The following is a 26,941-nucleotide window of genomic DNA, read 5'->3' as shown; positions in this document are numbered from 1 at the left end:
TTAACTTGCGCCGCCACAGTAGTCCTGTTTATGCCCGATCTGTTTCGTTTCCGGTTCTTTACGTCGAGCAGCCAATGGATTGTGGGGGGCTTTTTTGCGATACTGCTTGGCCTGGGTCTTTGGCTGCATGATGATTACGGCGTATCGTGGGACGAGCCGAACAACCACCTGAACGGACTGGTGAGTGCCAAGTACCTGGCCCAGCTGGTGGCTCCCGAGTTGGTAGCCCGCCAACCCAGCAGCCACCTGATTCCTGATATCCAGAACTTTGCCGATGCAGATCATGGCGTGGCTTTCGAGCTGCCGTTGGCCCTGCTCAGCTTTGTTTTTACCCACGGCGATTCGCAAGCCTTCTATCGTCTTCGTCACGCTTGCGTCTTTCTCGTTTTCGTGCTTGGGATTTGGGCTCTGTATCAACTGGCGAAGCAACGATTTGAGAGTTGGCGCTGGGGATTGTTGGCTGCACTGCTCCTGGTACTCTCGCCCCGATTCTTTGCTGAAGCATTCTATAATGGCAAGGACATCGTGTATATGGCTCTGTTCACGCTGGCTGTTTATACACTCACGCGCCTGTTGCAGCGCCCTACTCTTGGCCGGGCAGTGGTGCATGGGCTCACTACGGCGCTGGCAGTGGATGTACGCGTGCAGGGCTTGCTGGTGGTGCTCGTTACACTATTAATGCTGAGCCTGGAAGCCCGCTACCGCCCGCGCGTTGAGCGCAGCCACCTGCTGCGGGTGGGCGGAATTTACAGTGTGGCCGCGTTGGTGTTTACGGTGCTCGGGTGGCCCTACTTGTGGGCATTGCCCTGGCAAGAACTTTTAGCGGCTACGCAGCGAATCAGCCAATATCCTTGGGAGGGGCGGGTGGTATACTTTGGGCAAGTATTGCGGGGTACGCAGCTTCCTTGGCATTATATCCCGGTATGGATAATCATCACAACGCCTTTGCCTTACATACTTACTGCCTTAGCCGGAGTGGGTGCCTGGATGTGGGAGATAAGTCAGCGGGGGCGAGCAAGTCTGAGCACGTTTGCCGGGCGCCTCGATCTGCTTTTCATTAGCTGGCTGCTGGTGCCCGTGCTGCTGGTTATCGGATTGCGCCCGGTAGTGTATGATGGCTGGCGGCACTTATACTTCATTTATCCGGCGCTGGTGCTACTAACAGTGCGTGGCGTACATACGCTCGCTACAGTGGCGCGGCAGCGGCCCCCATGGCGTCCGGTAGCTATAAGTGCTATTCTGCTTGTTGGGGGTGGAATGATACACGCGGCCTGGCGCATAGCCCGCGACCACCCGCACCAGCAGACGTATTTCAGTATTTTGCCCCCAGCTTTGCCCAGCGCAACTTCGACCTCGACTACTGGGGCCTCTCCTACCGCCAAGGGCTTGAGTGGGTGCTTGCTCACGACCTGGCACCCACAATCAGCGTGTACTCGCCCTGGCCCAGTGGCCACCTGGTTTATACAAACTCGCTAATTTTGCCCCCCACCGACCGAGCCCGCTTACGCTTTACGAACCACCCAAACGCCGATTATATCCTCACTAATTACCGTTATCGGACGCAGCCCTTCCCCGACACTACCGGGCGGGAAGTGCATACTATTCGGGTTAATGGTGTGCGCATCCTGTCTGTTTTTCAACGCTCCGGCAAGTAAGCGGGGTGGTTGCGCTTCGGCGATTTAACCTTTCTATACTATACCGCTCGCCTGCTTGGTGTCGTTTCATAATTCGTGATGTCACTGCTTGAAGTTTCTACTGCCCGGCACCGGCGGCAATTCCTGGAGCTGCCTGCCCGTATCTACCGAAACCATCCCAACTGGATTTCGCCTATAGACAACGATATTGAGGCCGCATTCGACCCACGGCGCAATCCCAACTTTCAGCATGGCACCGCCACCCGCTGGGTTCTGACCGATGCGCAAGGCTCGGCTATTGGCCGCATCGCTGCCTTTGTGAATGAGCTTACCGCGCACGCCGACACTACCTTAGCAACCGGGGGAATCGGCTTTTTTGAGTGTATTAATGATCAGGCCGCAGCCAACCAGCTATTCAGCATTGCCCAGGAATGGCTGATGGCACGGGGAATGGAAGCGATGGATGGGCCGATTAACTTCGGGGAGCGCGACCGGTTTTGGGGCTTGCTGGTTTCGGGCTTCACGGAGCCCAACTATGGGATGTTTTATCATCCGCCTTACTATCAGCAGCTTTTTGAGCACTACGGCTTTCAGGTATATTTCAAGCAGTACACCTGCCATCGGGAAGTAGCTGAGCCTCTGCACCCAAGCTTTGCACGCACCGCCGAGCGCTACGCACAGGAAGAGCCGGACTACACATTTGCTCACTCCGCGGGCCGTTCCGCCGACCAGATGGCCAGGGATTTTCACCACGTGTACAACCTGGCGTGGGCCAATCATTCGGGCATCAACCCGATGACGCTGGACAAAGCACACCAGCTAGTGCGCCAAATGCGGCCTGTAATGGATACGCGCCTGCTTTGGTTTGCCTATCACGAGGGTGAGCCCGTGGCTTTTTTTGTGAGCCTGCCCGAGCTGAACCAGATTTTTAAGCACGTGGGGCCACGGCTAAATCTGGGGGGCAAAATTCGGTTTGTGTGGGAGAAGTGGCGCTACGAACGCCGGCAGCCGCGCAAGATGTTTGGGGTTATCTTTGGGGTTGTGCCTGCTCACCAAGGCAAGGGCGTCGAGTCGGCGATGCTGGTACATGCTCAGGAGGCACTTGTAGCGGCCGGGTACACCGAGATTGAGATGAACTGGATCGGCGACTTTAACCCCCGCATGTTGGCTCTTACCCGCGCCATTGGGGCCCGCATTTCCAAAACGCACGTTACGTACCGCAAGCTTTTCGACCCGACCCGGCGCTTCGAGCGCAGCGCGATAATCAGGTAGCAGAGCGCTAAGCCTGCTGTCGAAACAGCGTATCGAGCGCCAACACCTGCGGTATAAGCAGATGCTGATCATCATTATGCACGACGTAATCGGCGCGCTGCACCTTTTCTTCCTCGCTCATTTGCTTGCCGACAATAGCCAGAATATCCGCAGCCGTGCGGTGGGGGTCGCGGCGTAATACCCGGGCCTGCCGCACGGTCTGGGGGGCAAAAACCGTGATGATACGGTCGAGCTGCCGATACGCGCCCGACTCAAAAAGCAAGGCCGCTTCCTTCAGCGAGTATACGTGCCCCGCCTGCTGCTGCGCCGCGGCCCAGGTTTCAAAGTCGCGGCCCACGTGCGGATGCACTAGGGCGTTGAGCAGAGCTAGCTGTGTGGGGTCGGAGAAGGCGACGCGGGCCAGATAAGGCCTGTCCAGCTGGCCCGCGTCGCTAAACGTCTGGGGGCCAAATGTGGCTACTAGCTCTGCCCGCAGACTCAAGTCATTGGCCATGATCCATTTGGCCCGATAGTCGGAATCGTAAACCGGCGCGCCCAGCAGCTGAAATAACCGGCATACTATACTTTTCCCCGATCCAATACCACCAGTAATCCCAATCCGCAGCATACTCATTGAACCCGTGAAACCCGCACGGCGGGCGTTTTGATAAGGGTACCACGGGCTAATGCAGGGGCTTGTACAAGCATGGGTTCCAGGCTGGAATCGGGGGCAGTTAACTTGCGGTAGTTCAGCATTACACGCAGTTCCTGCAGGTTTAAGCGAGCAGTGTCTTCTGGGAAGCACTGCACTTCCACGGTTATGGTAGCGGGGGAAAACCCAAACTTCTCTCCCACCGGAAAATTGTTCAGCTCAGGCACCACCTGCACAGGCACCGTTAGCAGGGGGCGCGGCTGCAGCCGCACCTGAATTTCCTGCACATTCGTTTCAACTGAGGCTGGGCCACCGATGGGCACTATAATAGCGCCGTCGCTGCTACCGGCTGGCGCTTTGGGCAGGTGCACGGGGTAAGGGCTGGCCAGTCGATTTACGGTGCGGGCTGGGCCTCTGAATGCGATACTTTCGGGCACAAAGCGCGCGGCGTAGGGCAAAGCGGAGCCATCAATATCCGGGCTGAGTCCCAGCGGCAGGCGGCGCGTGATCAGCTGATCAAACTCGACCCAGAGCGTATCGGTCAGAATATAATTGAACTGCATTCCTTCCATCGCAGCCTGTAGCGCGGGCCGCAACGACCTGCCCGTAACAAAGCGAGTAGCCGTAGGCACACGGCTGATGGGCACCTCCGCCGGCTTCACGTCCAGCATGAGGCTTTTGCGCAACAGCTTCCACCCACGCCCCGTCACGTTTACAGCTACTTCGCTGGGCAGTGGTTGCACTGGTATGTAGCGCGTTGTGTCGTAGCGCCAGGTCAGGGGGTAAGTAATGCGGGTAGAATAGGTCTTGTTCAGCGCATTCAGCAGCCAAAACGTGGAAGCTGCCATAAAACAAACCGTAACTGCCCGCCAGTAGCTGCTCTCCTGCCCGTAAAACGGGCTGGTGAACCAGCGAACCAGACGGGCAGCACGAGTGAGCGGCAAAGCGGTATAGTTAAGGCAATTATGGCGTTGTTACGGGTGCCTTGGCGGCTGGAGTTACCTCCCGCGCAATAGCACTACGGTCAAACTTGAGGCGGGTGCCCCGGTCTACTTCTACAATTACCGACTCTTCGTGCACATCCACGACTTTGCCGTGCAGGCCCCCAATGGTAACTACCGTAGCGCCTTTGGTCAGCGACTCGCGGAATTTACGAGCCGTAGCGGCCCGCTTCTGCTGCGGCCGGATCATGAAGAAATAAACCACAGCAGCAATAGCCACCGGAAACAGAAACTGGGTAATGCCCCCCGCCGGGGCTTGCAATAAAAGCGTGAGGAACATTGGAGAGGTGTTGGGTTAAGGAGAAAACGCCGAAGCCACCAAGTAGCCGGCTGCGCACGAGTCAGCAAAAATAACAAGAGCGGCTTGTGGGCCGCCCTTGCTTACCGTTTTATTGAGCTAACGGACCGTTTTGGCCGTCAGGCAGGATGTTGGTACGAATTGCAATCTGGGTGATTGTGGGCTGCGTATTGGCCCGAATAGATACTTGCTTGTTCTGGAGGCCGGTTTTGCCCTGGCTATCAAACTGCACATCAATGGTGCCTTTGCCGCCGGGAGCAATAGGCTCCTTGGTCCAGTTGGGAGTGGTGCAACCGCAGGAAGCCGTTGCATTTTCAATTAGCAGGGGGCTTTTTCCAGTGTTGGTGAACGTAAAGGTGTGCTTTACTACCTCACCCGGCTTGATGTCGCCGAAGTTGTGTTCGGTTTCAGCGAAGGTCATCACCGGTGCATTCGGGTTGGGCGCTTCCGTTTCGCTGGCCACGTTGGGGTTGTCAACTACTGGGCTGGCCGTTACATCGGCAGCGGTGGCGGCGGCGTTCATACCAGCGGTGCCTACATCAGCGGACTTGTCATTGTTGCAAGCGCCCAGCAACACGGCAAAGGCGAATAAGGAAGGAATCAGGGTACGTTTCATGGAGATTGTTAGCAGACCGTCTTATTTGGACAGCCTAAGTTCTTCGTTTTCAATCAAAAAAACTAAAACAGGTGAATGCGGTGCTGGGTTCCGGCACTTAGCATCCAATTGATCCTGTTAAGGCGCGCAAAATTAGGCGCCGGGGGGCTTTTTTCTACTTCAAGTTATCAATTACCGCTTGGGCAAACTCACTGGTTGAGGCTTTGCCCCCCAGGTCGCCGGTGCATTTTTCCTTTTGTAGCAAAGTAGCATCCAGAGCGGCTTCGATGCGGTCGGCATTGGTGTGCTCGCCGAGGTGGTGAAGCATCATCAAAGCGGAGCGAAGCAGAGCCGTAGGGTTGGCTTTGCCCTGGCCAGCAATGTCTGGCGCGGAGCCGTGCACTGCTTCAAATATGGCCATATCGTCACCGATATTGGCACCAGCTACTACGCCCAGGCCACCTACAAGGCCAGCACAAAGGTCAGACAGGATATCACCGAAAAGATTGGTAGTCACGATAACATCAAACTGCTCCGGCTTATTAACCAGCTGCATGCACATGTTATCAATAATCTTGTCCTCAAACTGAATGTGCGGAAACTCCGCCGCTGCCTCTTTGCAGGCGTTGAGCATCAGCGTACCCGCCATCTTTATAATGTTGGCCTTGTGAGCCAGCGTCACCTTCTTGCGGTTGTGCTTGGCAGCATAAGCAAAAGCCGCACGGCAGATTTTGCGCGAACCCGCTACCGTGATGCGATTCGTAGAGTCGGCAATGCCCAGCCGCTCATCCCAGGTTTCCAGGCCCGAGTACAAGCCCTCGGTATTTTCACGAAACAGCACCAAGTCAATTCCTTCATAACGCGTCACGATCCCGGCGTTGGTCTTGGCAGGGCGCACATTCTGGTAGAGGTCGTACTTCTGGCGCAACGATACGTTGATGCTGCGGAAGCCTTTGCCTACGGGCGTAGTGATGGGGCCTTTCAAAGCCACGCGGTTTTTCTCCAATGAATTCAGCAACGCCTGAGGAATAAGCTCGCCCGACTGGTCGAAAGTCGTTTGGCCGGCGTTCTGCTCTTCCCACTGCACGGGCACCTGGGCAGCACTGAAAATATCCGTAACGGCCTTCGTGATTTCGGGCCCGATGCCGTCTCCGGGAATAAGGGTGATTGTGTGCATTAAAGCTGATTGATAAATGGTTAAATGGCTAAATGGCTAAATGACGGAAGGTTAAATGGCTGACCGTTCAATCATTACGAACGATCAGCCATTTAACCTTCCGTCATTTAGCCATTCCAAAATTAAACCGTCTTACGGGAATTGATTTGGTTGATGAGCTGGTCAACGTCACCGAGCAGCTGCTCGGCTTTGTCTTTGGCTTCGCGGATTACTTTCTGGCCTTCTGACTTGGCTGACGAAGGACCGGCATCTACCCGGCTCGTCACTAAGCTTTCGGTAAGATCAGCTAGCACCTCGCGGTACTTTTCGAGCTGATAACTAAGCCAGCTGCGGGTTTCGCGGCCTTTTTCAGGCGCGTACAGCAGACCCAAAACGGCTCCGGTAAGGGCACCGCCCGCGAAGCACACAAGGCCGGTAGTGGTTTTGCTACCCATATTTTTTAGAGAAGTGAGTACAAACAGATGTGAGATGAGATGCTAATTAGTAATGAGTACGCAAAGACGCAAAATGGGATATATAGTCCGGCCCGCGGGGGGCAAAATTCCGGCTTTCTATTCTTTCTACGCAGGTTTACTCCCTACTGATTGTCGAGCAAGCCGCGGCCCGACTTACGGATAGCACCGCTAGCCGTCAAATCCTGAGCCAGCTTGTCCAGAATACCATTGATGAACTGCTTGCTTTTGGGCGTGCTGTACATCTTGCTGATTTCGATGTATTCGTTGATGGTCACTTTCACCGGAATGCTGCGGAAAAGGTGCATTTCGCAGAGGGCCATTTTCAGCACAATCTTGTCGAGCTGCGCCACGCGCTCCACGTCCCAGTTCTGCACCGATTCGGCAATCAGCTTTTCGTAGCGCTCATCGTCGGCGAGCGTCTGCTGATACAGGCTTTGCGCAAACTCCTTGTCCTCGGCCCAGTTGGCTGAAAGCGCCATAAGCTCCAGGTTTTCGTCGGCGGCCTCGTCCAGCATTTTCACCGTTTTGACCACCAGGTTTTTGACCACCGAGCGGTTTTCCTCCCAATTCAGGTCAGCCTCATCCAGCTGGGTAGCCAGTGCGCCTTCCTTGAACACGAAGGTCTTATAGAAATGCTTCAGCGCTTCCTGGTCTTCGGCATAATTGCCCCCCGGCGCGGCCAGATACGCCTGAAAATCAGCATCCTGCTTTATTTCCTGGCGCCAAGCCGTGCGTAGCGCTTCCATTTCCTGCTCGCCGTTCCACTGCAGCTTGCGCCGAATGGTGAGGTCCTGCAGCTGCTTGTTGCCCACGAGCTTTTCCAGCACCTGGTTTTGCTCAAAGCGAGTAGTGTCGAGCAGGGCTTCCTTGGACGGTGTAAACCGCCGTGCTTCCCGGTCGCGCTCGTCTTCCATCACCCGCAGCAAAGCCGTGGGCAGGTTCAGCAGATGAATGTACTGGTCGTGAATGCTTTCCGCGGCGTGCAGCATTTGGCCCTCAAAGAAGGTTCCTTCTTTCTTCACCTGCTTTTCGTAGAAGCTGATGGCATCGGCTACGGCTTCATTCACAGCCGCATCTTCGGTTTTTTCCGGCGTTTCCTTGGTCTTGTGCCACTCTTTAAAAATAACCTCCGCCAGCTTGCGCTGGCCCTGCAGCACCTTGCGGTCCTGCGGTTCGGGGGAAGTGAGGTCGGGGGCAAATTCCTCGGCAATGCGGTCATTGGCCAGCAGAAAATCTGACCCTACTGCCTGATGGTAAGCGTATAGGGCCTGCATAACCTTGATGCGAAGCGAGCGACGATTGAGCATTCTGGTGTGGTGTCTGTTACGAGATGTGAGTTGCCTGTTTGCCGAGAAGCATTTCTGCTAGCTGTCAAAAGGCAACTCACAACGCGCAACACAATTAATAAGTTGATTTTACCTTGCCTAATGCAGCAATACGCTGCTCAGCTTGGCGAATGGCGGCTTTCTGGGGGTGAGTTCCCTCCTGTTCAGCCTTGTTAAGCACTTCCGTAGTGAAGTCGTAAATTTTTTCGGTTTGGCTGAGGGCCGACTTGCGGCTACCACCAATTACCTCGGAGTAAACGTTAATTAGCCCCCCAGCATTGATGAGGAAGTCGGGCGCGTAAATGATACCGCGCTCTACCAACGCTGGACCGTGCACGTTCTCGTCCTGCAGCTGATTGTTGGCGCAGCCCGCAATTACGCGGCACTTCAGGCGGTCAATCGTATCATTATTGATGGTCGCACCCAGCGCGCACGGCGAATAAATGTCAACCTCTTGGTCGTATATCTCATCGAGGCCTACGGCTACGGCATTGTACTTAGCGGCCATTTCCAGCTTGCGGTCCTCGTAGTAGTCGGTCAGCACAATTTTGGCGCCCTCCTTAATGAGGTGCTCCAATAAATAGCCCCCACGTGGCCCACGCCTTGTACCGCGATGCGCTTGCCGGCCAGGCTATCAGAACCGAAGGCCTTCTTAGCAGCAGCTTTCATTCCCATATAGGTACCAAAAGCAGTCACGGGCGAGGGGTCGCCGGAGCCGCCCATGCTCTCGGGCAGGCCAGCTACGTGCTTGGTTTCCATGCGGATATACTGCATATCCTTAGTCGTCATCCCTACGTCTTCGGCCGTGATGTACTTGCCGTTGAGATTCTTCACGAAGCGACCAAACTTGCGCAGCAGGGCTTCGGTTTTTTGCGTTTTGGCGTCGCCGATAATGACTGCCTTGCCGCCGCCCAAGTTCAGGCCCGAAATGGCAGCTTTATAAGTCATACCGCGCGATAAGCGCAGCACGTCGTTTAGAGCATCGGCGTCGGAGGCGTACTCCCACATGCGGGTACCGCCCAGGGCGGGGCCCAGCACCGTGTTATGAATACCGATAATAGCCTTGAGGCCAGTTTCGTGGTCGTGGCAGAATACGACCTGTTCGTGTTGATGCTCGGCAATCTGACCGAAGACCGAGGTATCGGTCAACTCCTGGATTTCAACCATGCGGGACAAAAATTAAAAATGGGTGGGTGGGAAGGTAAAATGGGTGGAAAGCGGTTGTTGTATCTTTGAAGGCGAACGGAAGCTCCCGTGTAGTGAATCGTTGTGGTCGTAACTAACGTTAGACGTACGGCGAATTACTGAGCTGGCGCTTGGTATTAGCCCTCAATTTGGGGGCAAAAGTAACCCGTTTTTCTGATTTTGCCCCCCAGCCGTCGGGCTTACACCGCTGAGCGGCTCCCTTCGCTTACCCTTTCCAACCCCTCGACCTGTGCGCGCTCTTGCCTCTACCAATAAGTATTTATACCGCTATAAATGGCATTTCCTGGGCGGCGTTCTGTTCGTGGCGCTCTCCACGCTGCTGGCAATCTTCCCGGCCCAAATCGTGCGCTACGCCTTCGATCTGGTGAATGAAGGCATCGACTTATACCACCTGTTTGCCGGTACGCGGGCGCAAAGTGGCGTGTATGAGTTGTTTGGGCGCAACGTGCTGCTCTACGGTCTGCTCATTGTGATTATGGCCTTGCTGCGGGGCATTTTTCTGTTCTTCATGCGCCAGACGCTCATTGTGATGTCGCGGCGGGTGGAGAACGACCAGAAGAACGAGATTTTCCAGCATTATCAGTCGCTGCCGCTGAGCTTCTATCGGCGCCATAATACCGGCGACCTGATGTCGCGCATCTCCGAGGACGTGGGCCGTGTGCGCATGTACATTGGGCCGGCGCTTATGTACTTTATGCAGCTCGTGATTCTGTTTGTGCTCATCATCCCGCTGATGCTGATGGTGAACGTGAAGCTGACGATTTATACGCTCCTGCCGCTGCCCATTTTGTCGGTCAGCATTTTCTACGTCAACAATCTGATTGAGCGCAAGTCCGACGAGATTCAACGCTCGCTGTCCAGCATGACCACTTTTGTGCAGGAAGCTTTTTCGGGCATTCGGGTGCTGAAGTCGTTTGTACGCGAAGAAGACTCGCACCAGCAGTTTACGGTAGCCAGCGACAATTACCGCGAGAAAACGCTGAGTCTGAACTTCGTGAATTCCCTGTTTTTCCCGCTGATTCTTTTCCTGGTGGGCTTAAGCACGATTATCACGGTCTGGATTGGCGGCCAGGAAGTGATTCGGGGCACGATTACGACGGGCAGTATTGCTGAATTTCTGATTTATGTAAACCTGCTTACCTGGCCTGTTACGGCTCTGGGCTGGACCAGCAGCCTTGTGCAACGGGCCGAAGCGTCGCAGGCGCGCATCAACGAATTTATGAATCAGAAGACGGATATCATCTCCCGCCAGAACGTAGAGCGCGACATTCAGGGCGATATTGTATTTGACAACGTGTCGTTTACGTATCCCGATACTGGTATTCAGGCGCTTAAAAACGTGAGCTTCCGCATTCGGCCCGGCCAGACCTTGGCGGTTATCGGCAATACGGGCTCGGGCAAAAGCACCATAGCCGCCCTGCTCTGTCGCCTCTACGACGTCACCGACGGCAGCATTCTGGTAGATAACACCGACGTCCGCGACTACGCCCTCACCTCACTACGGGAGCAAATCGGTTACGTACCCCAGGATGTTTTTCTGTTCTCTGACTCCATCCGCAACAACATCAACTTCGGCCTCGAAAACCCGACGGAAGAAAAAATGCTGCAAGCGGCCAAAGACGCCAACGTGTACGAGAACATCGTGCAGTTTCCGCTGGGCTTCGATACGAAGCTCGGTGAGCGCGGGATTACGCTTTCTGGGGGGCAAAAACAGCGCGTCAGCATTGCCCGCGCCTTGGTGAAGGAGCCCAAAATCCTTATTCTGGACGATTCGCTTTCGGCCGTTGATACGAACACGGAGAACGCCATTCTGGGTAGCCTGCAACGCATTATGGCCAACCGTACCAGCCTGATTATCTCCCACCGGGTATCATCCGTGAAGCTGGCCGACGAGATTCTGGTGCTTGATGACGGCCAGATTGTGCAGCACGGCACGCACGCCGCCCTGATGGCAGACGCCAATGGCCTCTACCGCGCCCTCTACGAGCGGCAGTTGCAGACGGAAGAAGTGTAAGGCTGGCGCTACTAGACAAAAAAGCCCCCCAGACGACTCTGGGGGCTTTTTTGTTGGCTGGTGCTATTACTGACCGAGCATTACCCTGCGCATGCCTTTTCGTTCGCCGGCGGTGCATTGCACAATGTAGTAGCCGGCGGGTAAGCGGCTGACGTCGAGGGCAGTGGGCTTATTACCTACCATCATATTGCGGGTCAGCACGGGGCGGCCTTCCCCGTCGTTTATTTCTACCCGGGTAGGGCCTGCGGCGTCAGTGCGCACTATCAGGCTCTTGGTCAGCGGGTTATTATCCAGGCTCACTTTAAGTGCTCCGGAAGTGGAAGCCGGGGCATCCATCTTATCAGATATCAGGGAGGGCGCACCAGCAGGCACGGCAGCATCAGCAGGCTTCTCAACGGCGGCCGACGCGGTTGGCGCAGGTGTAGCGGGCTTCGCAGCGGGTTTCGTTTGGGCTTGGGTGGGCAGCGTTAGCAAAAAGACCATTCCAAAGCCCAGCAATACAGTAAAGTTTTTCATATGCATTCGAAACGAAAGGGACAAAGCCAATATCCTGTAAAAGTATAATGCAGTTGGTATTCTTCTATTCTAATTTTCCTCTTTACAACTGCATTCTATTCAGCCTCAACTGATAAGTAGGCGCTAACCCATTTGCGGAGAAACGCCTTCTTCCTTTCATCAAACTTTTCGATTTGGGTTTGGGAAACGCTTGGGCATTTTATCAGTTTGGGCCACAAATTTTATCCTTCCGAAGATTGTGCCAAACCCAAATCGTCTCTTATCTTTGCGACTCGATTCCATCGGGGTGTAGCGTAGCCTGGTATCGCGCCAGCATGGGGTGCTGGAGGTCGTAGGTTCGAATCCTGCCACTCCGACAAAAACAGTTCACTGTTAAAAAAAAGCCTTCGAATTTCGATTCGGAGGCTTTTTTTGGGCCGTATAAGTAAGGTCCGGTGCCGCACGCGGTACCATTCTCGGGGTGTAGCGCAGCCCGGTAGCGCGCGTCGTTCGGGACGACGAGGCCGTAGGTTCGAATCCTGCCACCCCGACTTAATCGAAGACTATAAAAAAGCCCCCAGAGACTATCTGGGGGGCTTTTTATGCATTATACTTTATTTCATATTCTCTATACAAAATGCAGCGTTGGTTGCGTTCTTTGCCAGCTTGGTATCCACTCACCTTATCCCTTTACTTCCTTTTCACTATCTGTATGAAGAAGAATCTTTTTCTGCCATTATTCTTATCTCTAGTTTTTTCAACAGCTCAGGCCCAAATCAGCAAGGGTACTACCCTAGTTGGGGGAAGCGTTGGATATAGCCAGTCTAATTCTGAAAACAAATATGTCGGATCTGCTACCTCTGCAGGGCAAAGCACTACAGAATTCACCTCCCGCAATCTGAATTTAAACCCAAACGTGGGTTACTTTTTAGCTGAGAACCTTGCCGTAGGTTTATCCTTTGGTTTTGGATCTGGTAAAGAAACCGGCCCTTATTACTCTCCGGCTCCCGACGAAGCAGTTAAGCGAACAACAAAAACGACTTCTTTTAGTGGCGCACCTTTTCTGCGCTATTATTATCTGCCAGCTGAGAATTTTGGATTCTATGGCCAACTCTCAGCTGGACTGTCTCGTCAAACAACGACTACCAAGTTTGATTTTCCGGGCTATTCTTCACCTAGAAATCAAACCAATGGAGCTTTTGTAAGCATTACTCCAGCATTCGTTTTCTTCCCCATTAATAAACTCGGTTTAGAATTGACTGCGGGTAGCCTTGGCTACACTCGCACTCATATTAAGCCTAAAGATTTGCAGACTGGTCAGAATGATACTGAGGCTAAAATTTCGGGCTTCGCCGCAAATTTTGGTTTGAGCAATCTCACACTGGGAGCTTCCTATTACATCGGCCGCCAGTAATCACGACTGCTTATCAAGCAAAAAGCCCCCAGAGACTATCTGGGGGGCTTTTTATGTTACCTACTTCACAACCGCCAGCACTTCCGCAGGCCCGGTGTCTGGAAATTGCTCCACGTACACTTGGCGCAGCGGTATCTTGTGTTGCTTCGCGTATTCTTTAATGCCACTGTATAGCTTGCCGGGCGCCAGCATATAGCTGGCATCCAAGCGGGCCTGCACCACCCGCTGCCCGCCGCTGAAGGTGCTGTAGCGGTAGCCGGGGGGCAAATTCTGCGAAACCGTATCCGCCACGATAAGGCCAATAAAGGCTTTCACCGTGTCGCCGGCCGCTTCAGGGTCGTTGTAGTAGATATTGCCTAGTGTACCCTGGAGGTGATTTTTCTCCTTGTACTGCTGCGCCTGCCGAAACAAAGGCCCAAACTCGTCTCCCTGAACGGGGCCGTTGTAGTAGCGGCCAGCCAAAAAGATGGGTTTCGCAGTTGTTATAACCGCTACTTCCGGCTGACGAAAGCCCCCCAGATACGCATAAACGCCGCCCAGAATAAGTGCCAGAGCAAAACTGATAAGCCAGAACCAACGCATTATGGTGTGTTTAAAAGTGAGGACAACAAAGTACGGTATGAGTTAAGAAGTACGGGCGCTGCTCCCTATATCTGCTTTCTCATTGTTCAGCTCCATGCTCACGTCTTTGTACTGCATCTGATGGAGCTGCTGATAAAATCCACCGTGGCGCAGCAATTCTTCGTGCGTACCTGACTCCTTGATTTCACCCCGGTCGAGCACGATGATGCGGTCGGCTTTCTGAATAGTGCTGAGGCGGTGCGCAATTACGAGCGAGGTGCGGCCTTCCATGAGCTTGTCGATAGCTGCTTGAATCAGCTCCTCCGTTTCACTATCCACCGAAGAAGTAGCCTCATCCAGAATAATAATGCGCGGCTGATACACCATGGCCCGCACAAAGCTAATAAGCTGACGCTGACCTACGGAGAGCGTGGCGCCGCGCTCCATTACCGGGTAATGCAGGCCGCCCGGCAGGCGCTCAATAAAGCGGCGGGCCCCTACCAAATCGGCTGCTTCCCAAATCTGAGCTTCGGTAATATCCTTGTTTCCGAGCGTGATGTTGTCGGCGATGGTGCCCGCAAACAAGAACACATCCTGCAATACGACTCCAATGTGGCGGCGCAACTCCTTGAGGTCGAACTCGCGCAAATCGTGCCCATCAACGCGGATCGTGCCCTTGTTGATTTCGTAGAAGCGGCTGAGCAGGTTGATGATGGACGTTTTGCCGGCGCCCGTAGCGCCCACAAAAGCAATGGTCTGACCGGCTTTTACATCGAAGCTGATGTCGCGCAGCACGTACTCTTCGTCGTTGTAAGCAAACCAGACTTTCTCAAACGCCACGTCGCCGCGAATGGCGGCCGGCGCCAGCGTACCCGTGTCGGCAATGAGTTCCTTGCTATCCAGCAGCTTCAACAAACGGTCGGTGCTTACCAAGCCAAGCTGCAAGGTATTGAAGCGGTCAGCAATTTGCCGGATAGGTCTGAAGAAAAGGGCGTTATACAAGATAAAGGCAATGAGCGCGCCCTTTGAAATAGTGCCCTCGATCTGCCCCTGCGCGGCGTACCATACCAGCAAACCCACGCCGATAGCGGCCAGCACTTCGGCCACCGGAAAGTAGATGGAGTAATACAGCACCGACCTCACGTTGGCCCGCGTGTGCTCCTGATTGATGGCTTTGAACTTCCGGAACTCGCGCTCCTCGTTGTTAAATATCTGCACCACGTTCATGCCCGTCAGGTGCTCCTGCACGAAGGAATTCAGGTTAGCTACCGCTGTGCGCACCTCCTGAAACGACTGCTTCACCTTCTCCTTGAACACATAGGTGCTGATGATCAGTGGCGGAATAACCGACAGGCTTACCAGCGTCAGGCGCCAATCAATCCAGAACATGAAGCCCATGATGAACAGCAACTGAAGAATGTCGCCAATCATGGCCGCCAAGCCTTCACTAAACACATCCGACAGGGTTTCTACGTCGGAAATATTGCGGGTTACCAGCACCCCAATAGGCGTACGGTCAAAGAACTTAAGACGCAGATTCAGAATGTGTTGATACAAATCAACCCGGATATCGCGCACGATATACTGGCCCAGCCAGCCACCAAAGTAGGTTTGCAGATAGCTTACCAGGGTGTGACCCACCAGCAACACCAGCAGCAGCCCAAACATCTGGTTTACGCCCGTCAGGTCGCCTTGCTCGATGCTGCGGTCCACCATTTTCTGAATCAGAAAAGGGCGTAGAGTCCCCAGCGCGGCCGTGGCAACGGTCAGGAAAATCAGAAAATAAAATATCCGCCGGTACGGCCGCACATACTTCATTAGGCGGCTCAGAACCTGCCAATCGAAGATGTTGCCGGTTTTGGTGGCGGTAGTTGTTTGCTCCACAGAGGATTTTTTAATCAATACAGGGTACTAAGGAGAAGTAACCACACATAAGCCTCAGAGGTTGCAAAAACAGCATCGGCTTACATTCACTTTTGCCCCCAAGCTCGTCATTCCCACGAAGGAAGAGCCTTAAGAATTCAGCACAAAGTACGGCATTCCGGTAGGCTCTTCCGCTCCAACCAATTCCACCGGGTACTCCACCCTGCTCAAGAACAAGCCTTTCGCCACCGCCGCGCCACTCGCGGCAATACGGCTTTGCGTATGCAGGATGTGGCCAAATTCCTCGGGGGTTAGCTTGCCCCGGCCCACACTCAGCAGCGTGCCTACCACCAAGCGCACCATGCCGCGCACAAACCGGTTGGCCCGAATTCGAAATACCAAACCGCCCGGAATAGGGTGCCAGCCGGCCTCATAACACACACAGATATAATGATTTTCGCCGCCTTTCACTTTCGAGAAACTGGTAAAATCGCGGGAACCAACGAGATAGGCAGCGGCGGCATTCATGGCGGCTACGTCCGGAGCCCGGTCCAAGTATAGGCTCTGATTAACACCAAAAGGATCAGGAATGAGGCGCACGAAGTACTCGTAGGTGCGGGCTTCGGCATCAAAGCGGGCGTGGGCTTTGTCGGGCACTGCGTGCAGGCGGCGCACGGCAATATCAGGCGGCAGCGCGCGGTTGAGACGATACAAAATTGTGGCCTCATCCAGGCTGGGGGGCAAATCGGCGTCGAAGTGCGCTACCTGGTGGCTTGCGTGCACCCCCGAATCGGTGCGGCCACTACCCAACGTGTAGATGGGCTGGCGCAATACCTGCGAGAGGCAGCGGTCCAGTTCCTGTTGTACCGTAAGCGTGTTGGGCTGCACCTGCCAGCCGTGAAAACGGGTGCCATCGTAGGCCAGATGAAGAAAATAGCGCATGTATAGTGTAAACAATTACGGCGCGGTACGGGGCCGTTTAATTCGTACACAAGCTGCTGCTTGCGCTATTTTACCATCGCAAACAGCAAAGAGTCCATAGTTTGGCCATCTTTCGTGATGCTCCTGTGCAAGCGTGCTTCCAGTTCATATCCAGCCTTTTGCAGTACGCGGGCGGAGGCAACGTTTGGGGCAAATACTACAGCATATAAGCGGCACAGATCAAAGTTGGCAAACGCGTATTCCGTCAGCGCTACTACCGCCGCCGTTGTGATGCCTCGCCCCCAGAACTGCTGACCTAGGAAGTACCCAATCTCCGCCGACCGCCGGTTGACGTCCTGCTTGAATAATATACTGATGCTGCCGGCCGCTTCACCATCTACCTCAATGCACAGGTGCACATCGGTCATGCCTTCCGGGCTGAGCACGAAGCGCAGATGGTGCTCCGCATCGGTAAGTGTATAGGGGTTCGGAAACCGGTCGCGCAGGTTCAGCCAGATGGCGCGGCTGTTGCCGTGCGTGCTTAATGATTGGGCGTCACTTAGTTGCCAAGGCCGCAGCCGCGCCCATGCACGGGTAATTCCATCGTGGGGCGCAGCCGGGCAGCAGACATAAAGCTGGGGGGCAAATTAGACCTTCTCGTAAATCACTGCTGCGCCTTGTCCTACACCTACGCACATTGTAGCTAGTCCATAGCGCACGCCTTCGCGGCGCTGCATTTCGTGCAACAGCGTAGCCGTGATGCGCGAACCACTAGCGCCGAGCGGATGACCTATGGCAATAGAGCCGCCGTTGACGTTTACTTTTTCAGGATCCAGATTCAAATCGCGCATGCAGGCAATCGACTGAGCAGCAAATGCTTCGTTCAGCTCAATCAAATCCATATCATTCATGGTTAGGCCCGCACGCTGCAATACCTTTTGGCTGGCAGGCACTGGTCCGAGACCCATATAGGCCGGATCTACGCCGGCTACGGCAGCGGCTACCACCCGGGCCAGGGGCTTGAGGTTGTAGCGCCGTAAGGCTTCCTCGCTCACCACTATCACGCCGGCCGCGCCGTCGTTGATACCGGCTGAGTTGCCGGCCGTTACGGTTCCTTCCTGGGGTTGAAAGGCAGGCTTCAGGGTACCTAATTTCTCCAAGGTAGACAAACGTGGCGGCTCATCGGTGTCGAACAAAGCAGCGTCGCCCTTCGGATTGGGCACAAATACGGGCACGATTTCGCGGCGGAAACGGCCTTTCTCGTTAGCACGGTGATATCTGCGCTGGGAGTTAAAGGCGAACTCATCCTGCTCCAAACGCGTGATACCGTACTTGCGGGCCACGTTTTCAGCCGTTTCACCCATAGCATAGGGATGATGCAGCTTCGAGAGTTTCGGATTCACAAAACGCCAGCCCAAGGTCGTATCATGAGCCGTAAGCTCACGACCAAAGGCAGTTTCTGACTTGGCCATCACGAAAGGAGCGCGAGTCATGCTTTCGGCGCCACCGGCCAAGTACACATCGCCTTCGCCGCAGCGCACCGCCCGCGAAGCATCAATGATGCTTTGCAAGCCCGAAGCACACAGGCGGTTGACGGTATTGCCGGGCACGGTAGTGGGCAAGCCAGCCAGCAGACCAGCCATGCGGGCCACATTGCGGTTGTCTTCACCGGCCTGGTTGGCGGCACCAATAATAATGTCTTCTACGGCTGCCTTATCCAAGGTTGGATTGCGGCGCAATAGCTCGCGCAATACGTGTGCGGCGAGGTCATCGGGGCGGACGCTACTGAGCGCACCGCCAAACCGTCCGATAGGGGTGCGGACGGCATCTACTATATAAGCACTTAGCATTGGCTTGGAATGCGGTTATTACGGTCGTTGTTGGCTACTTTTGCCGGCCCGTAGGCTTCGGCTACGCGGCGCGAACCGTCAAACCACAAAGATGATACAAAGAATCCAAAGCGTGTTCCTTCTTTTGCTGGCTCTGGCCATGCTGAGTGTATTAGTGCTGCCCATCTGGAGCAAAACTGACCCGCTGACCGGGCAGGAAGTGGTACTATCGGCATATAAGCTGGCCTTTACGAACCCGCAACCGGGCTCACCAGCCCCTACGCCTGCCTATCTTATTGCTATTCTGGCGCTGGTTTCGGCGGCAGTAGCGGTGTACGAAATTTTCCAGTTCAAAAACCGTTTCCGCCAGCTTAAGATAGGCTTGCTCAACTTTCTGCTCATTGTGGCTACTATCGGGGCGGGCTTCTACTACTCCGGGGTAGGCGAGCAGCTGCTCAACATCAAAGTTCCCGGCGAGTTTGAGGCCGGCTTCTACCTCCCCACTTTAGCCCTGCTGCTCAATGTGTTGGCTAATCGCTTCATCCGCCGCGACGAGCAGCTTGTACGCAGCATGGATCGGCTTCGGTAATGCCTACCTAAGTATCAATGCATAAAAAAGCCCCCACAGCTACTCTGGGGGCTTTTTTATGCATTGATACTTAGCTATCGACCTCGGTTGCGCACTACAAACTCTTCCAGCTCACGAGCACTGGCGCTAAAGCGAAACACATCGTAAACCCGGTAGAAATTTTGCCGGTCGGCGACGGCGGGATACGCATATTTGGCCAACTCCAGCTTGTCTTTATCGAAGTCGAACTGCGTGAGCAGGTGTCGCAAATCATCGGCCCGGATACCTGTTTCGCTTAAGGCTTGGCGCGCCACCAGCAGCTTATCGCTATCGAAGGAACGAGACGCTAGGGCATCCGCTAAGGCATCCACGTCCCGGGGTGTCATCACCTGATAAGCGCCGGGATAGGCCGTGCCCGGACCAGAATGATATGAGCCGTAAGGGTCAATGGGCGCGTTCGGCTCCCGGCGGTCATCCTCATAAATCACGTCGTCAGGATACGCCCGGCGACCAGGACCGCGCCCCAGGCCCAGCGGTACGGCCGCCACTTTCCGCAAGGCCGGGGCAAAGCCATTACGGGCAATAAGCACGTAGCTGGTCTCCAGGCCCGGATCAAGGAACACACGCGTACGGTAGTTAACAGCCCGACCATAAGGCGTCGGAATTCGGAACTCAGCCCAGTGGAAACCAGGAGTAAGCCGGTCGATAGACACTTGGCGCACGCCACCACGCGTCAGCGGCTGCCCATCAAACACCAGGTGAAACGGCACCCCGCGCTCGGAGGCAAAATTGACAATAACCGGCGCCGCCCGCAGCTGGGCCGATAACAGCATCAGCAAACTGAAGCTCAGAAGTAAGGCCTTTTTCATGTGTGAAGAATGTGAGAGCAACAGGGACGCTCCCGATAGCTTCTCTAAGCCAAGTATTATGCCATTTTGAATATAGTAAATCCTATTCGATTTCGCAGTAACAGTAGAGTTTTAAATATCAGACCTTTATGATTTAGGCCATTTCTAACTATCTCTACTGCTTACATTTATATGCTTGGCTAAAAACAATTCCTATAGAGATTGGTCACGCATCTAAACACAAAAAAGCCCCCTGTATGTATGCAGGGGGCTTTTTTTATACTACGAAATGTTACTCCTCGATGCGCGTCACTTTAAATTCGGTGCGGCGGTTGCGCTGGTGTTGCTCCTCGGTTTTAGCGTTGCGAACTACTGGTTGCGTTTCGCCATAGCCTTTGGCCGTAATGCGCTCTTTCGCAATGCCTTTGGAAATAATATAATCGACGGCCGACTGAGCGCGGCGCTGCGATAAGCTGGCGTTGTAGGCATCTTTACCGCGCGAGTCAGTGTGGGAGCTTAGCTCAATGGTAATTTTGGGATTGTCATTCAGCGTTTCAACCAGCTTGTCCAACTCGATTGCGGCATCGGGACGAATGTCGGCTTTGTTGTAATCGTAGAAGATATTCTCGACTACAATGGCCACATTCTTCACGATCTTATTGAGCGTGAGCGTCGCGGGCAGCCGAATATCATTCACTAGATCCGGCAGCTGATCCTGGGCAGGCATCTTGCCTACCGTCGTTACGGAAGTCCGGGCCGTAAAGTAGCCGGGGCGGTCAGCCACCAGTGCATAGGTCGTGGCCGAGTCGAGCTTGAAGCTAAATTTACCTTCAGCATCGGTGGTGACTTCCAGAAGTTTACGGTTGCCATTGGCAAATAGCTCCACGTTTTCGGAGGCGACGGGCTTCGTAGTGCCAGTTTTGGCGTCGCGCTCTAGCACAGTGCCATCAACGAAGAAGTTGACGAGCTTGGTGGTGTTGCGGCGGAAGCGGTACAAGTCGTCGCTGCCCTTGCCACCTGCCCGGTTCGAAGAGAATACACCCACGTTCTGCGCCGTGAAGTAGGGAGCAAAATCGTCGCCGCTGCTATTGAAGGGCGCGCCTAGATTGCGCACTTTGCCTTTATCGACTACAAACACATCCAGCTTACCAATGCCGGGGTGCCCGTCGGAGGAGAAAAACAGCGTGCCATCGGGAGCAACAGCAGGAAAGCTCTCATTGCCTGGCGTATTAATTTCAGGACCCAAGTTTTCGGCGGGCGCGAAACGGCCATTGGCGGCTATGGTCGCTTTGTAAAGATCGGTGCCGCCTTCGCCGCCTTTACGGCCGGAGGCGAAGTAGAGCGTTTCGCCATCGGGGGAGAAAACGGGCGAGAAGTCGTCGGTGGTGCGGTCGTTGATATTGATGAGCGCGGGCTCGGTCCAGGCACCGCTGCGGTAATAAGAAGCCCATAAGTCAACGCTTAGGTAACCCTTTTTCTTGCCGCTGTTGGAGCGCGCAAACACCACCATTTTGCCATCGGGGCTATATGTAGCGCTGGCTTCGTGCGTGCCTTCGGTGTTGAAGATGGGCTCTAGCTTGCGGACGGTGCCGCCGGTCATCTTCTCCGCATCTTCGAAGCGAATGGCGTACAAGTCGTTGAATCCTTCGCCATTGCCGAGGTACTTCTTTCCATCGCGGCCCGAGGCAAACACGATTTCCTTGGTATCCGGAATCATGGTGGCGCTAAAGTCGGCCGACTCGGAGTTTATTTGGTCAAGAGGCTGAATTTCATCGCGCGTTTTTAGCGCCAGCAGCTCTTTGCTCAACCGTGTGTTTTTGGCCTCTATTTCGGCCCGAGCCGCCAAGGCGCGGTTAGTGCCCAGCTTTACGTAGTCATCAAACTGGGCAATGGCCTCGTCGTACTTACCATTGGCTTTGAGCGCCAATCCATAATAAAAGCCAGCATCAGCGTTTTTCAGCCCCGCTCCCACGGCCATTTTATAATATAGCTCGGCCTGCTCGATGCGGTTGGACAAACGATACGACTCGCCTACCCGAAAATTGCTCTGGGGGGCATTTTTGCCGCGTTCTGCCTGCGCTTTGTATAAGGCAATAGCCGTTTCATATTCCCCACGCGCAAAGCGTTTATCAGCTTTCGTACCCGACTCAGAGGTCGCGCAGCCGCTGAGGCCCAGCGCAGCCACAGATCCGGCGGCAGCCCATACAATAATAGAATTCTTCATAGAAGGAAGGCGGTAGGAAGAGTAAGGCGCTTGGCGTAGGCCAGCAATGCTGTTATGCCTAGCAATAATACTAAGTTTCGGCAGGAATAGAGCCGTAAGGTTAACGCTGAGGAGAGGTTTGAAAGTATTTGGCCAGCCAAGTGTGGGCGGCAGGCGCAGGCCACGCGGCCGCTAGCTTGCCATGCTGGGCAATGGTATTGTCGAAGTAAGGCGTGTCGGGCTGAAGCTGGCCAGTAGCGACTGACTGGCGCAGCTCACGCCGGTCGAGTAGCTGCACTTGGCCGTCAACCAGAAAAGCCAAGTGCGACTTTTCCAGCAGGTTCAGGCCCAGTTGTTCCTCTAGGCTGCGCACAAAGCGAACGGAAGCGTCAATGGAGCAGCCACTTGCACCGGCAACCGCTTCATCGAGCCCCAATACCAAAAACTGCCCGTGCCGAAAGGCGGCCGAAGCGCGCAGCATCCGCCCATGACTGGTCCACTCCGCCGCAAACTGTGCCAGTGCAGGCTCCACGGCCGCCAGCTCAGTGTCCGTAAGCGGTCGGTCGGCCTGATAAATCCAAACGCGGGCACTGGGGGGCAATTCTTCGAACGGAACGAACATGGACGATAGCTTGAAAACTTAGAAATACACACTCTACTCCTACAAAGAAACAGCCTCGCCGGGAAGTTCCGACGAGGCTGTTTCGAATAAACAAAAATGCCTTCCGGCCCGGCGCTATGCGTTCAGACCTTCCGCACTAGCAATCAACTCTGCCAAATCGAAAACTTGCACATCCGACTCGCGCTCCTTGTTCTTCACGCCGTCGCTCATCATGGTCATGCAGAACGGGCACGATACGGCAATAATTGCCCCCCGCGTGTTGGCCCGTGGGCTGGGCGTAGCGCCAGCATTGCCATCTTCCACGCCACGCGTTTGGGCTAGCGCGGGAGCATTGCCGTCGAGGGTAAAGAGAGCCTCTTCAGTGCGCTCAATGTTCACTTCTTTGTTGCCAGGCTCGGCTTCTTTCCACATTTGGGCGCCGCCTGCCCCACAGCACAGGCCATTGGCGCGGCTCCGTTTCATCTCCACTAAGTCGGCGTCGAGGGTAGCCAGTACGTCGCGGGGAGCTTCGTAAATATTGTTGGCCCGACCCAGGTAGCACGAGTCATGGAACGTAATGCGCTGGCCTTTGAACTCGCCACCGCCAGCTACGCCCACCTTGCCTTCGTTGATAAGCTGCTGGAGAAAGGTGCTGTGGTGAATCACCTCATAATTGCCCCCAGCGCCGGATATTCGTTCTTTATCGTGTTGAAGCAGTGCGGGCAGGCCGTTACTATCTTCTTAATCTGATAGCCATCCAGGGTGGTAATATTCTGCATCGCCTGCATCTGAAACAGGAACTCGTTGCCGGCACGCTTGGCGGGGTCGCCGGTGCAGGTTTCTTCCATGCCCAATACAGCGTACTTTATGCCTACGTGCTCCAGAATGCGCACAAAAGCCCGGGTTACGCGCTTGTAGCGGTCGTCGAAGGCGCCGGCACAACCCACCCAAAACAGAATTTCGGGCTGCTCGCCGCGGGCGGCCAAATCGGCCATAACGGGAACGGTAACTTGACGCTTGGTGATTTGCTCAGCCATTTAGTTGATTGTTGATATCGTTTGGCATGCGCAGCAATACGCGCATGACGCTTTGGTTTATGCTGTTACAGCTTGTTTGTCGGCCAAGTACAGGTCGTCAGCCCAATTGAAGCGGTCGGAAGGTGAGAAAGCCCACGGCGCCCCATTATTCTCAATATTAGAGAACATCACATTCAACGAATGCGGCGCAGCCGATTCTTCCAGCACCAAAAAGCGGCGCATCTCAATGATGGACTCCAGCGGATTAATATTCACTGGGCATGACTCCACGCAGGCGTTGCAGGTGGTACAAGCCCATAGCTCCTCCGGCGTCACTTTGCCACGAAGCAGCGTATTCTGGTCGACTTCTACTTTTACCCGCTCGGTTCCTTTGCTGGCATCACCGTACTGGTTAGGCTGAAAAATCAGCGGAGAGTTGTACTTCTCCTCCATCCGGTCGCGGGTATCCATGATAATCTTACGCGGCGACAGCAGCTTACCGGTGATATTGGCCGGGCAGGAAGCTGTGCAGCGTCCGCACTCGGTGCAGGAGTAGGCATTGAGCAGGTTGGTCCAGGCTAGGTCTTCCACGTCTTTGGCGCCAAAGGAAGTGGGCGCCAGCGCGGAGCCGTCGGGGCCTACGGGTGGGGCGGGCACCTCGTAGCTGGGGTCCATCATGGCCTTTACCTCATGGGTAATACTGTCCACGTTCGAGAACTGCCCCTGCGGCACCAGCCGCGAGTAGTATACATTCGGGAAGGCCATGATAATGTGGAAGTGCTTGCTGCTGGGCAGGTAGTTCAGGAAAATCAAGATACCTACAATGTGCGCCCACCAACCCGCACGCTCCAAGAAGTGCAGCAGGTTCAAATCAGTAGGAAAAATGCCCAATAGCAGCGAACTGACCGGAAATGAGCCCGGCATCTCCAGATTTTGCAGACGATGCCACTTCAAATCGGAAGTGTTCATCACGAACAGCGCCACCATCAGCACTAATTCGATATAGAGAATCATGTCGGCGTCGATGCGGGGCCAGGCGCGCATTTCAGGCCCCGAGAAGCGCCGAACTTTCTTCACGTTGCGACGCCACCAGAAGGCAATAACCGCCAGAATTACCAGCGCCCCCAGAATTTCGTTGGTGGCCATCAGTACATCGTACACTGGCCCCAGAAACTGCAACACACGATGCGTACCAAACACACCATCAATCACAATTTCGATCACTTCGATGTTTATCACCAAGAATCCCACGTACACTACTAAGTGCAGCAGGGCTGGAGTGATGCGCTTGAACATTTTCTGCTGCCCAAAAGCTACCAGCAATGTTTTTTGCAGCCGGTCTCCGATATTGCCCGACATATCCCGGTCGCGGCCGACAAGGATATTGGCGCGAATCTTTTGCGCTTGCCAGGCAAACAAGCCGAAGCCCGCAATGGCTATCAGCAGGAAAATAATGTTTTCGATAGTCACAGGAAAGCAGTTGGGTGGTGGGTTCGACCGAAAAGTACTCGTTATGCCTAACAAATTTAAGGTTTTAGGCAAAAACTTTTTTAAGGTAAGTGTTGCAGCTTGCTTTTGGTTTACTACTTTTGCCACTCCTAAGCCGTAAAAGGCAAAGGAAAGTTGGTAACGTAGCTCAGTCGGTAGAGCACAGCACTGAAAATGCTGGTGTCGTTGGTTCGATTCCAACCGTTACCACTAAAAACCCTCTTCGCATACAGCGGAGAGGGTTTTTTATTTCTAAAGAAATTATACCTGATATTTTCTGTAGTGAGTAACAACGGTATCGCTAAGTAGCTGCATAGCAATAATTTAACGCGCTTGCTCATCAGTAAAAGAGTATTAGTTTGAAGGTGAATAAAGGCATAAAATGAAACAAAAGATGCCTTGTCAAAATCGGTAATTTTATATTTTTCCTGTAAATAATTAACTTGCGGCTAGAAATCCACTAGCTTTTCACCTATACAATGAGAACTGGGGTGAACACTAATTGTACGGTTTTTAGCGTATAAGCATTATGGGGGCTAAGATTTCATCTACAGACACGAAAGCTCGATTGGAGCGTATACCCAACGTTCCTCCTATAATTGCAGCTGTTCCTAGACACGTTCAACGGCCACTATGGTCGGTAATGATACCCACCTATAACTGTCTGCAATTCTTACAAGAAACTCTTGAGAGTGTGCTCACCCAAGATCCAGGGCCCGAGTTCATGCAAATAGCTGTTGTTGACGACTGCAGTACAGACGGTGATGTCAGGGCACTTGTAGAAAAGGTAGGCAAGAATCGTGTTGAATATTTTCAACAGACTAGAAATCTTGGAAGCTTACGTAATCTTGAAAGCTGTCTAAATCTCTCCATAGGACAACGAGTACATATACTACATGGTGATGATAAGGTGGCACTTGGGTTTTATGAGGAAATCGACACGTTGTTTTCTGCCTACCCCGAAGCCGGTGCCGCTTTCACTCACATAAGATATATTACGGAGCAAGGCACTTTCACTAACCCTCCACTATCAACGGAAACTGGAGTGGTAAAGGACTTTTTACTAAAAATGGCCACTAGTATTAGAGTTCAACCTCCTGCTATAGTAGTAAAAAGGAAAGTATATGAACAGTTAGGAGGATTTTTTGCTGTTCATTACGGTGAAGATTGGGAAATGTGGACTCGAATAGCAGCGCATTTTCCTGTTGCTTACTCACCTAAACCTTTAGCAGATTACAGATATCTTACTAATAATAGTATAACCCAGCAGTCTATAAAAACAGGGCAGAATATGCGGGATATTACAACAGTAATCAATATCATTCAGAAATACTTACCACTAAATAAGCGCAAGGAATTAAAGCGCATAGCGCTCACAGACTACGCTTTATACTGCGCTAAATTAGCAAACACACTCTACTTTAGCGATTTGTCATCCGCTTTAACACAAGCAAAGGGGCTCTAAAAATGAGCAAGAACATCAGAGTACTCTATTCAATCTCCAGATTCTATATAAAGTATTTAAT

At 53.8% G+C, this 26,941-nt stretch carries 26 protein-coding genes, 3 tRNA genes and 1 pseudogene; 10 read left to right on the top strand and 20 right to left on the bottom strand.

Annotated features, from left to right (window positions below):
* Positions 1–30 precede the first annotated feature (30 nt).
* The 3 genes from H9L05_RS07515 to H9L05_RS07505 all read left to right on the top strand — a co-directional run bounded on the left by H9L05_RS07515 (position 31) and on the right by H9L05_RS07505 (position 2,906).
* Positions 31–1,476, top strand: coding sequence for a glycosyltransferase family 39 protein (locus tag H9L05_RS07515; protein WP_187733639.1), 1,446 nt, complete (start codon positions 31–33; stop codon positions 1,474–1,476).
* Positions 1,477–1,478: 2 nt separating this feature from the next.
* Positions 1,479–1,655: a hypothetical protein gene (locus H9L05_RS07510; RefSeq protein ID WP_187733638.1), complete on the top strand. Its 177-nt coding sequence runs from the start codon at positions 1,479–1,481 to the stop codon at positions 1,653–1,655.
* A gap of 78 nt (positions 1,656–1,733) precedes the next feature.
* Positions 1,734–2,906 (top strand): GNAT family N-acetyltransferase, encoded by a 1,173-nt coding sequence (locus tag H9L05_RS07505; RefSeq protein ID WP_187733637.1) that lies wholly within the window; start codon positions 1,734–1,736, stop codon positions 2,904–2,906.
* A gap of 7 nt (positions 2,907–2,913) precedes the next feature.
* Here H9L05_RS07505 and coaE read toward each other — a convergent pair whose 3' ends face one another.
* From coaE to H9L05_RS07465, 8 genes and pseudogenes are all read right to left on the bottom strand, one after another.
* Entirely contained in the window at positions 2,914–3,513 is a 600-nt protein-coding gene (coaE, locus tag H9L05_RS07500; RefSeq protein WP_187733636.1) for a dephospho-CoA kinase, read from the bottom strand.
* A 2-nt stretch (positions 3,514–3,515) separates the two neighbouring features.
* On the bottom strand, positions 3,516–4,481 hold the full coding sequence (locus H9L05_RS07495; RefSeq protein WP_187733635.1) for a YbbR-like domain-containing protein: 966 nt from the start codon (positions 4,479–4,481) through the stop codon (positions 3,516–3,518).
* A 19-nt stretch (positions 4,482–4,500) separates the two neighbouring features.
* Positions 4,501–4,818, bottom strand: coding sequence for a preprotein translocase subunit YajC (yajC, locus tag H9L05_RS07490; protein ID WP_187733634.1), 318 nt, complete (start codon positions 4,816–4,818; stop codon positions 4,501–4,503).
* Positions 4,819–4,927: 109 nt separating this feature from the next.
* Positions 4,928–5,452, bottom strand: coding sequence for a DUF1573 domain-containing protein (locus tag H9L05_RS07485; RefSeq protein ID WP_187733633.1), 525 nt, complete (start codon positions 5,450–5,452; stop codon positions 4,928–4,930).
* 154 nt (positions 5,453–5,606) lie between these two features.
* Positions 5,607–6,608, bottom strand: coding sequence for an isocitrate/isopropylmalate dehydrogenase family protein (locus H9L05_RS07480; protein WP_187733632.1), 1,002 nt, complete (start codon positions 6,606–6,608; stop codon positions 5,607–5,609).
* 122 nt (positions 6,609–6,730) lie between these two features.
* Positions 6,731–7,042, bottom strand: coding sequence for a YtxH domain-containing protein (locus tag H9L05_RS07475; RefSeq protein ID WP_187733631.1), 312 nt, complete (start codon positions 7,040–7,042; stop codon positions 6,731–6,733).
* A gap of 143 nt (positions 7,043–7,185) precedes the next feature.
* The gene (nusB, locus tag H9L05_RS07470; protein ID WP_187733630.1) at positions 7,186–8,370 is read right to left on the bottom strand and encodes a transcription antitermination factor NusB; all 1,185 of its coding nucleotides are present in this window, start codon (positions 8,368–8,370) and stop codon (positions 7,186–7,188) included.
* A gap of 94 nt (positions 8,371–8,464) precedes the next feature.
* Positions 8,465–9,555 (bottom strand): annotated as a pseudogene (locus H9L05_RS07465) (Glu/Leu/Phe/Val dehydrogenase dimerization domain-containing protein).
* 268 nt (positions 9,556–9,823) lie between these two features.
* Between H9L05_RS07465 and H9L05_RS07460 the strand changes: the two are divergent.
* Positions 9,824–11,608 (top strand): ABC transporter ATP-binding protein, encoded by a 1,785-nt coding sequence (locus H9L05_RS07460; RefSeq protein WP_187733629.1) that lies wholly within the window; start codon positions 9,824–9,826, stop codon positions 11,606–11,608.
* A gap of 66 nt (positions 11,609–11,674) precedes the next feature.
* On the opposite strand, the gene H9L05_RS07455 is transcribed toward H9L05_RS07460, so the two are convergent.
* Positions 11,675–12,124, bottom strand: a complete 450-nt coding sequence (locus H9L05_RS07455) for a T9SS type A sorting domain-containing protein (protein ID WP_187733628.1) — start codon at positions 12,122–12,124, stop codon at positions 11,675–11,677.
* A gap of 282 nt (positions 12,125–12,406) precedes the next feature.
* Between H9L05_RS07455 and H9L05_RS07450 the strand changes: the two genes are divergently transcribed.
* The 3 genes from H9L05_RS07450 to H9L05_RS07440 all read left to right on the top strand — a co-directional run bounded on the left by H9L05_RS07450 (position 12,407) and on the right by H9L05_RS07440 (position 13,517).
* Positions 12,407–12,480, top strand: a tRNA-Pro gene (locus tag H9L05_RS07450).
* A gap of 100 nt (positions 12,481–12,580) precedes the next feature.
* Positions 12,581–12,654 (top strand) — tRNA-Pro (locus H9L05_RS07445).
* Positions 12,655–12,815: 161 nt separating this feature from the next.
* Entirely contained in the window at positions 12,816–13,517 is a 702-nt protein-coding gene (locus H9L05_RS07440) for a porin family protein (protein WP_187733627.1), read from the top strand.
* 60 nt (positions 13,518–13,577) lie between these two features.
* On the opposite strand, the gene H9L05_RS07435 is transcribed toward H9L05_RS07440, so the two are convergent.
* The 5 genes from H9L05_RS07435 to H9L05_RS07415 all read right to left on the bottom strand — a co-directional run bounded on the left by H9L05_RS07435 (position 13,578) and on the right by H9L05_RS07415 (position 18,712).
* On the bottom strand, positions 13,578–14,099 hold the full coding sequence (locus H9L05_RS07435) for a hypothetical protein (RefSeq protein WP_187733626.1): 522 nt from the start codon (positions 14,097–14,099) through the stop codon (positions 13,578–13,580).
* A 42-nt stretch (positions 14,100–14,141) separates the two neighbouring features.
* On the bottom strand, positions 14,142–15,896 hold the full coding sequence (locus tag H9L05_RS07430; protein WP_187734216.1) for an ABC transporter ATP-binding protein: 1,755 nt from the start codon (positions 15,894–15,896) through the stop codon (positions 14,142–14,144).
* Between the two features lie 195 nt (positions 15,897–16,091).
* Positions 16,092–16,883, bottom strand: coding sequence for a tRNA pseudouridine(38-40) synthase TruA (truA, locus tag H9L05_RS07425; RefSeq protein ID WP_187733625.1), 792 nt, complete (start codon positions 16,881–16,883; stop codon positions 16,092–16,094).
* Between the two features lie 65 nt (positions 16,884–16,948).
* Positions 16,949–17,440 (bottom strand): GNAT family N-acetyltransferase, encoded by a 492-nt coding sequence (locus H9L05_RS07420; RefSeq protein ID WP_223284923.1) that lies wholly within the window; start codon positions 17,438–17,440, stop codon positions 16,949–16,951.
* 69 nt (positions 17,441–17,509) lie between these two features.
* On the bottom strand, positions 17,510–18,712 hold the full coding sequence (locus H9L05_RS07415; protein ID WP_187733624.1) for a thiolase family protein: 1,203 nt from the start codon (positions 18,710–18,712) through the stop codon (positions 17,510–17,512).
* 91 nt (positions 18,713–18,803) lie between these two features.
* Here H9L05_RS07415 and H9L05_RS07410 point away from each other — a divergent pair, with 91 nt between their 5' ends.
* Entirely contained in the window at positions 18,804–19,280 is a 477-nt protein-coding gene (locus H9L05_RS07410; RefSeq protein ID WP_187733623.1) for a DUF4293 domain-containing protein, read from the top strand.
* A 74-nt stretch (positions 19,281–19,354) separates the two neighbouring features.
* Here the strand turns inward: H9L05_RS07410 and H9L05_RS07405 are convergent, their stop codons facing one another.
* From H9L05_RS07405 to H9L05_RS07385, 6 genes are all read right to left on the bottom strand, one after another.
* A complete protein-coding gene (locus tag H9L05_RS07405; protein WP_187733622.1) occupies positions 19,355–20,128 on the bottom strand; it encodes a DUF4476 domain-containing protein in 774 nt (257 codons plus the stop codon).
* 271 nt (positions 20,129–20,399) lie between these two features.
* Positions 20,400–22,331 (bottom strand): OmpA family protein, encoded by a 1,932-nt coding sequence (locus H9L05_RS07400; protein ID WP_187733621.1) that lies wholly within the window; start codon positions 22,329–22,331, stop codon positions 20,400–20,402.
* A gap of 100 nt (positions 22,332–22,431) precedes the next feature.
* Entirely contained in the window at positions 22,432–22,932 is a 501-nt protein-coding gene (locus H9L05_RS07395) for a hypothetical protein (protein WP_187733620.1), read from the bottom strand.
* A gap of 114 nt (positions 22,933–23,046) precedes the next feature.
* On the bottom strand, positions 23,047–23,529 hold the full coding sequence (locus H9L05_RS26805; RefSeq protein ID WP_394368488.1) for a heterodisulfide reductase-related iron-sulfur binding cluster: 483 nt from the start codon (positions 23,527–23,529) through the stop codon (positions 23,047–23,049).
* Positions 23,530–23,573: 44 nt separating this feature from the next.
* Entirely contained in the window at positions 23,574–23,948 is a 375-nt protein-coding gene (locus H9L05_RS26800) for a (Fe-S)-binding protein (RefSeq protein WP_394368478.1), read from the bottom strand.
* 57 nt (positions 23,949–24,005) lie between these two features.
* Positions 24,006–25,397: a (Fe-S)-binding protein gene (locus H9L05_RS07385; protein ID WP_187733619.1), complete on the bottom strand. Its 1,392-nt coding sequence runs from the start codon at positions 25,395–25,397 to the stop codon at positions 24,006–24,008.
* Between the two features lie 155 nt (positions 25,398–25,552).
* On the opposite strand from H9L05_RS07385, the gene H9L05_RS07380 reads away from it, so the two are divergent.
* Both H9L05_RS07380 and H9L05_RS07375 read left to right on the top strand, forming a co-directional pair.
* Positions 25,553–25,625: transfer RNA gene (locus H9L05_RS07380), tRNA-Phe, on the top strand.
* Positions 25,626–25,944: 319 nt separating this feature from the next.
* On the top strand, positions 25,945–26,880 hold the full coding sequence (locus H9L05_RS07375) for a glycosyltransferase (protein ID WP_223284802.1): 936 nt from the start codon (positions 25,945–25,947) through the stop codon (positions 26,878–26,880).
* The last annotated feature ends 61 nt before the right edge of the window (positions 26,881–26,941 follow it).

The organism is Hymenobacter qilianensis (genome assembly GCF_014489555.1).
Lineage (GTDB): Bacteria > Bacteroidota > Bacteroidia > Cytophagales > Hymenobacteraceae > Hymenobacter > Hymenobacter qilianensis.
This window is presented reverse-complemented; position numbering and strand designations above follow the sequence as displayed.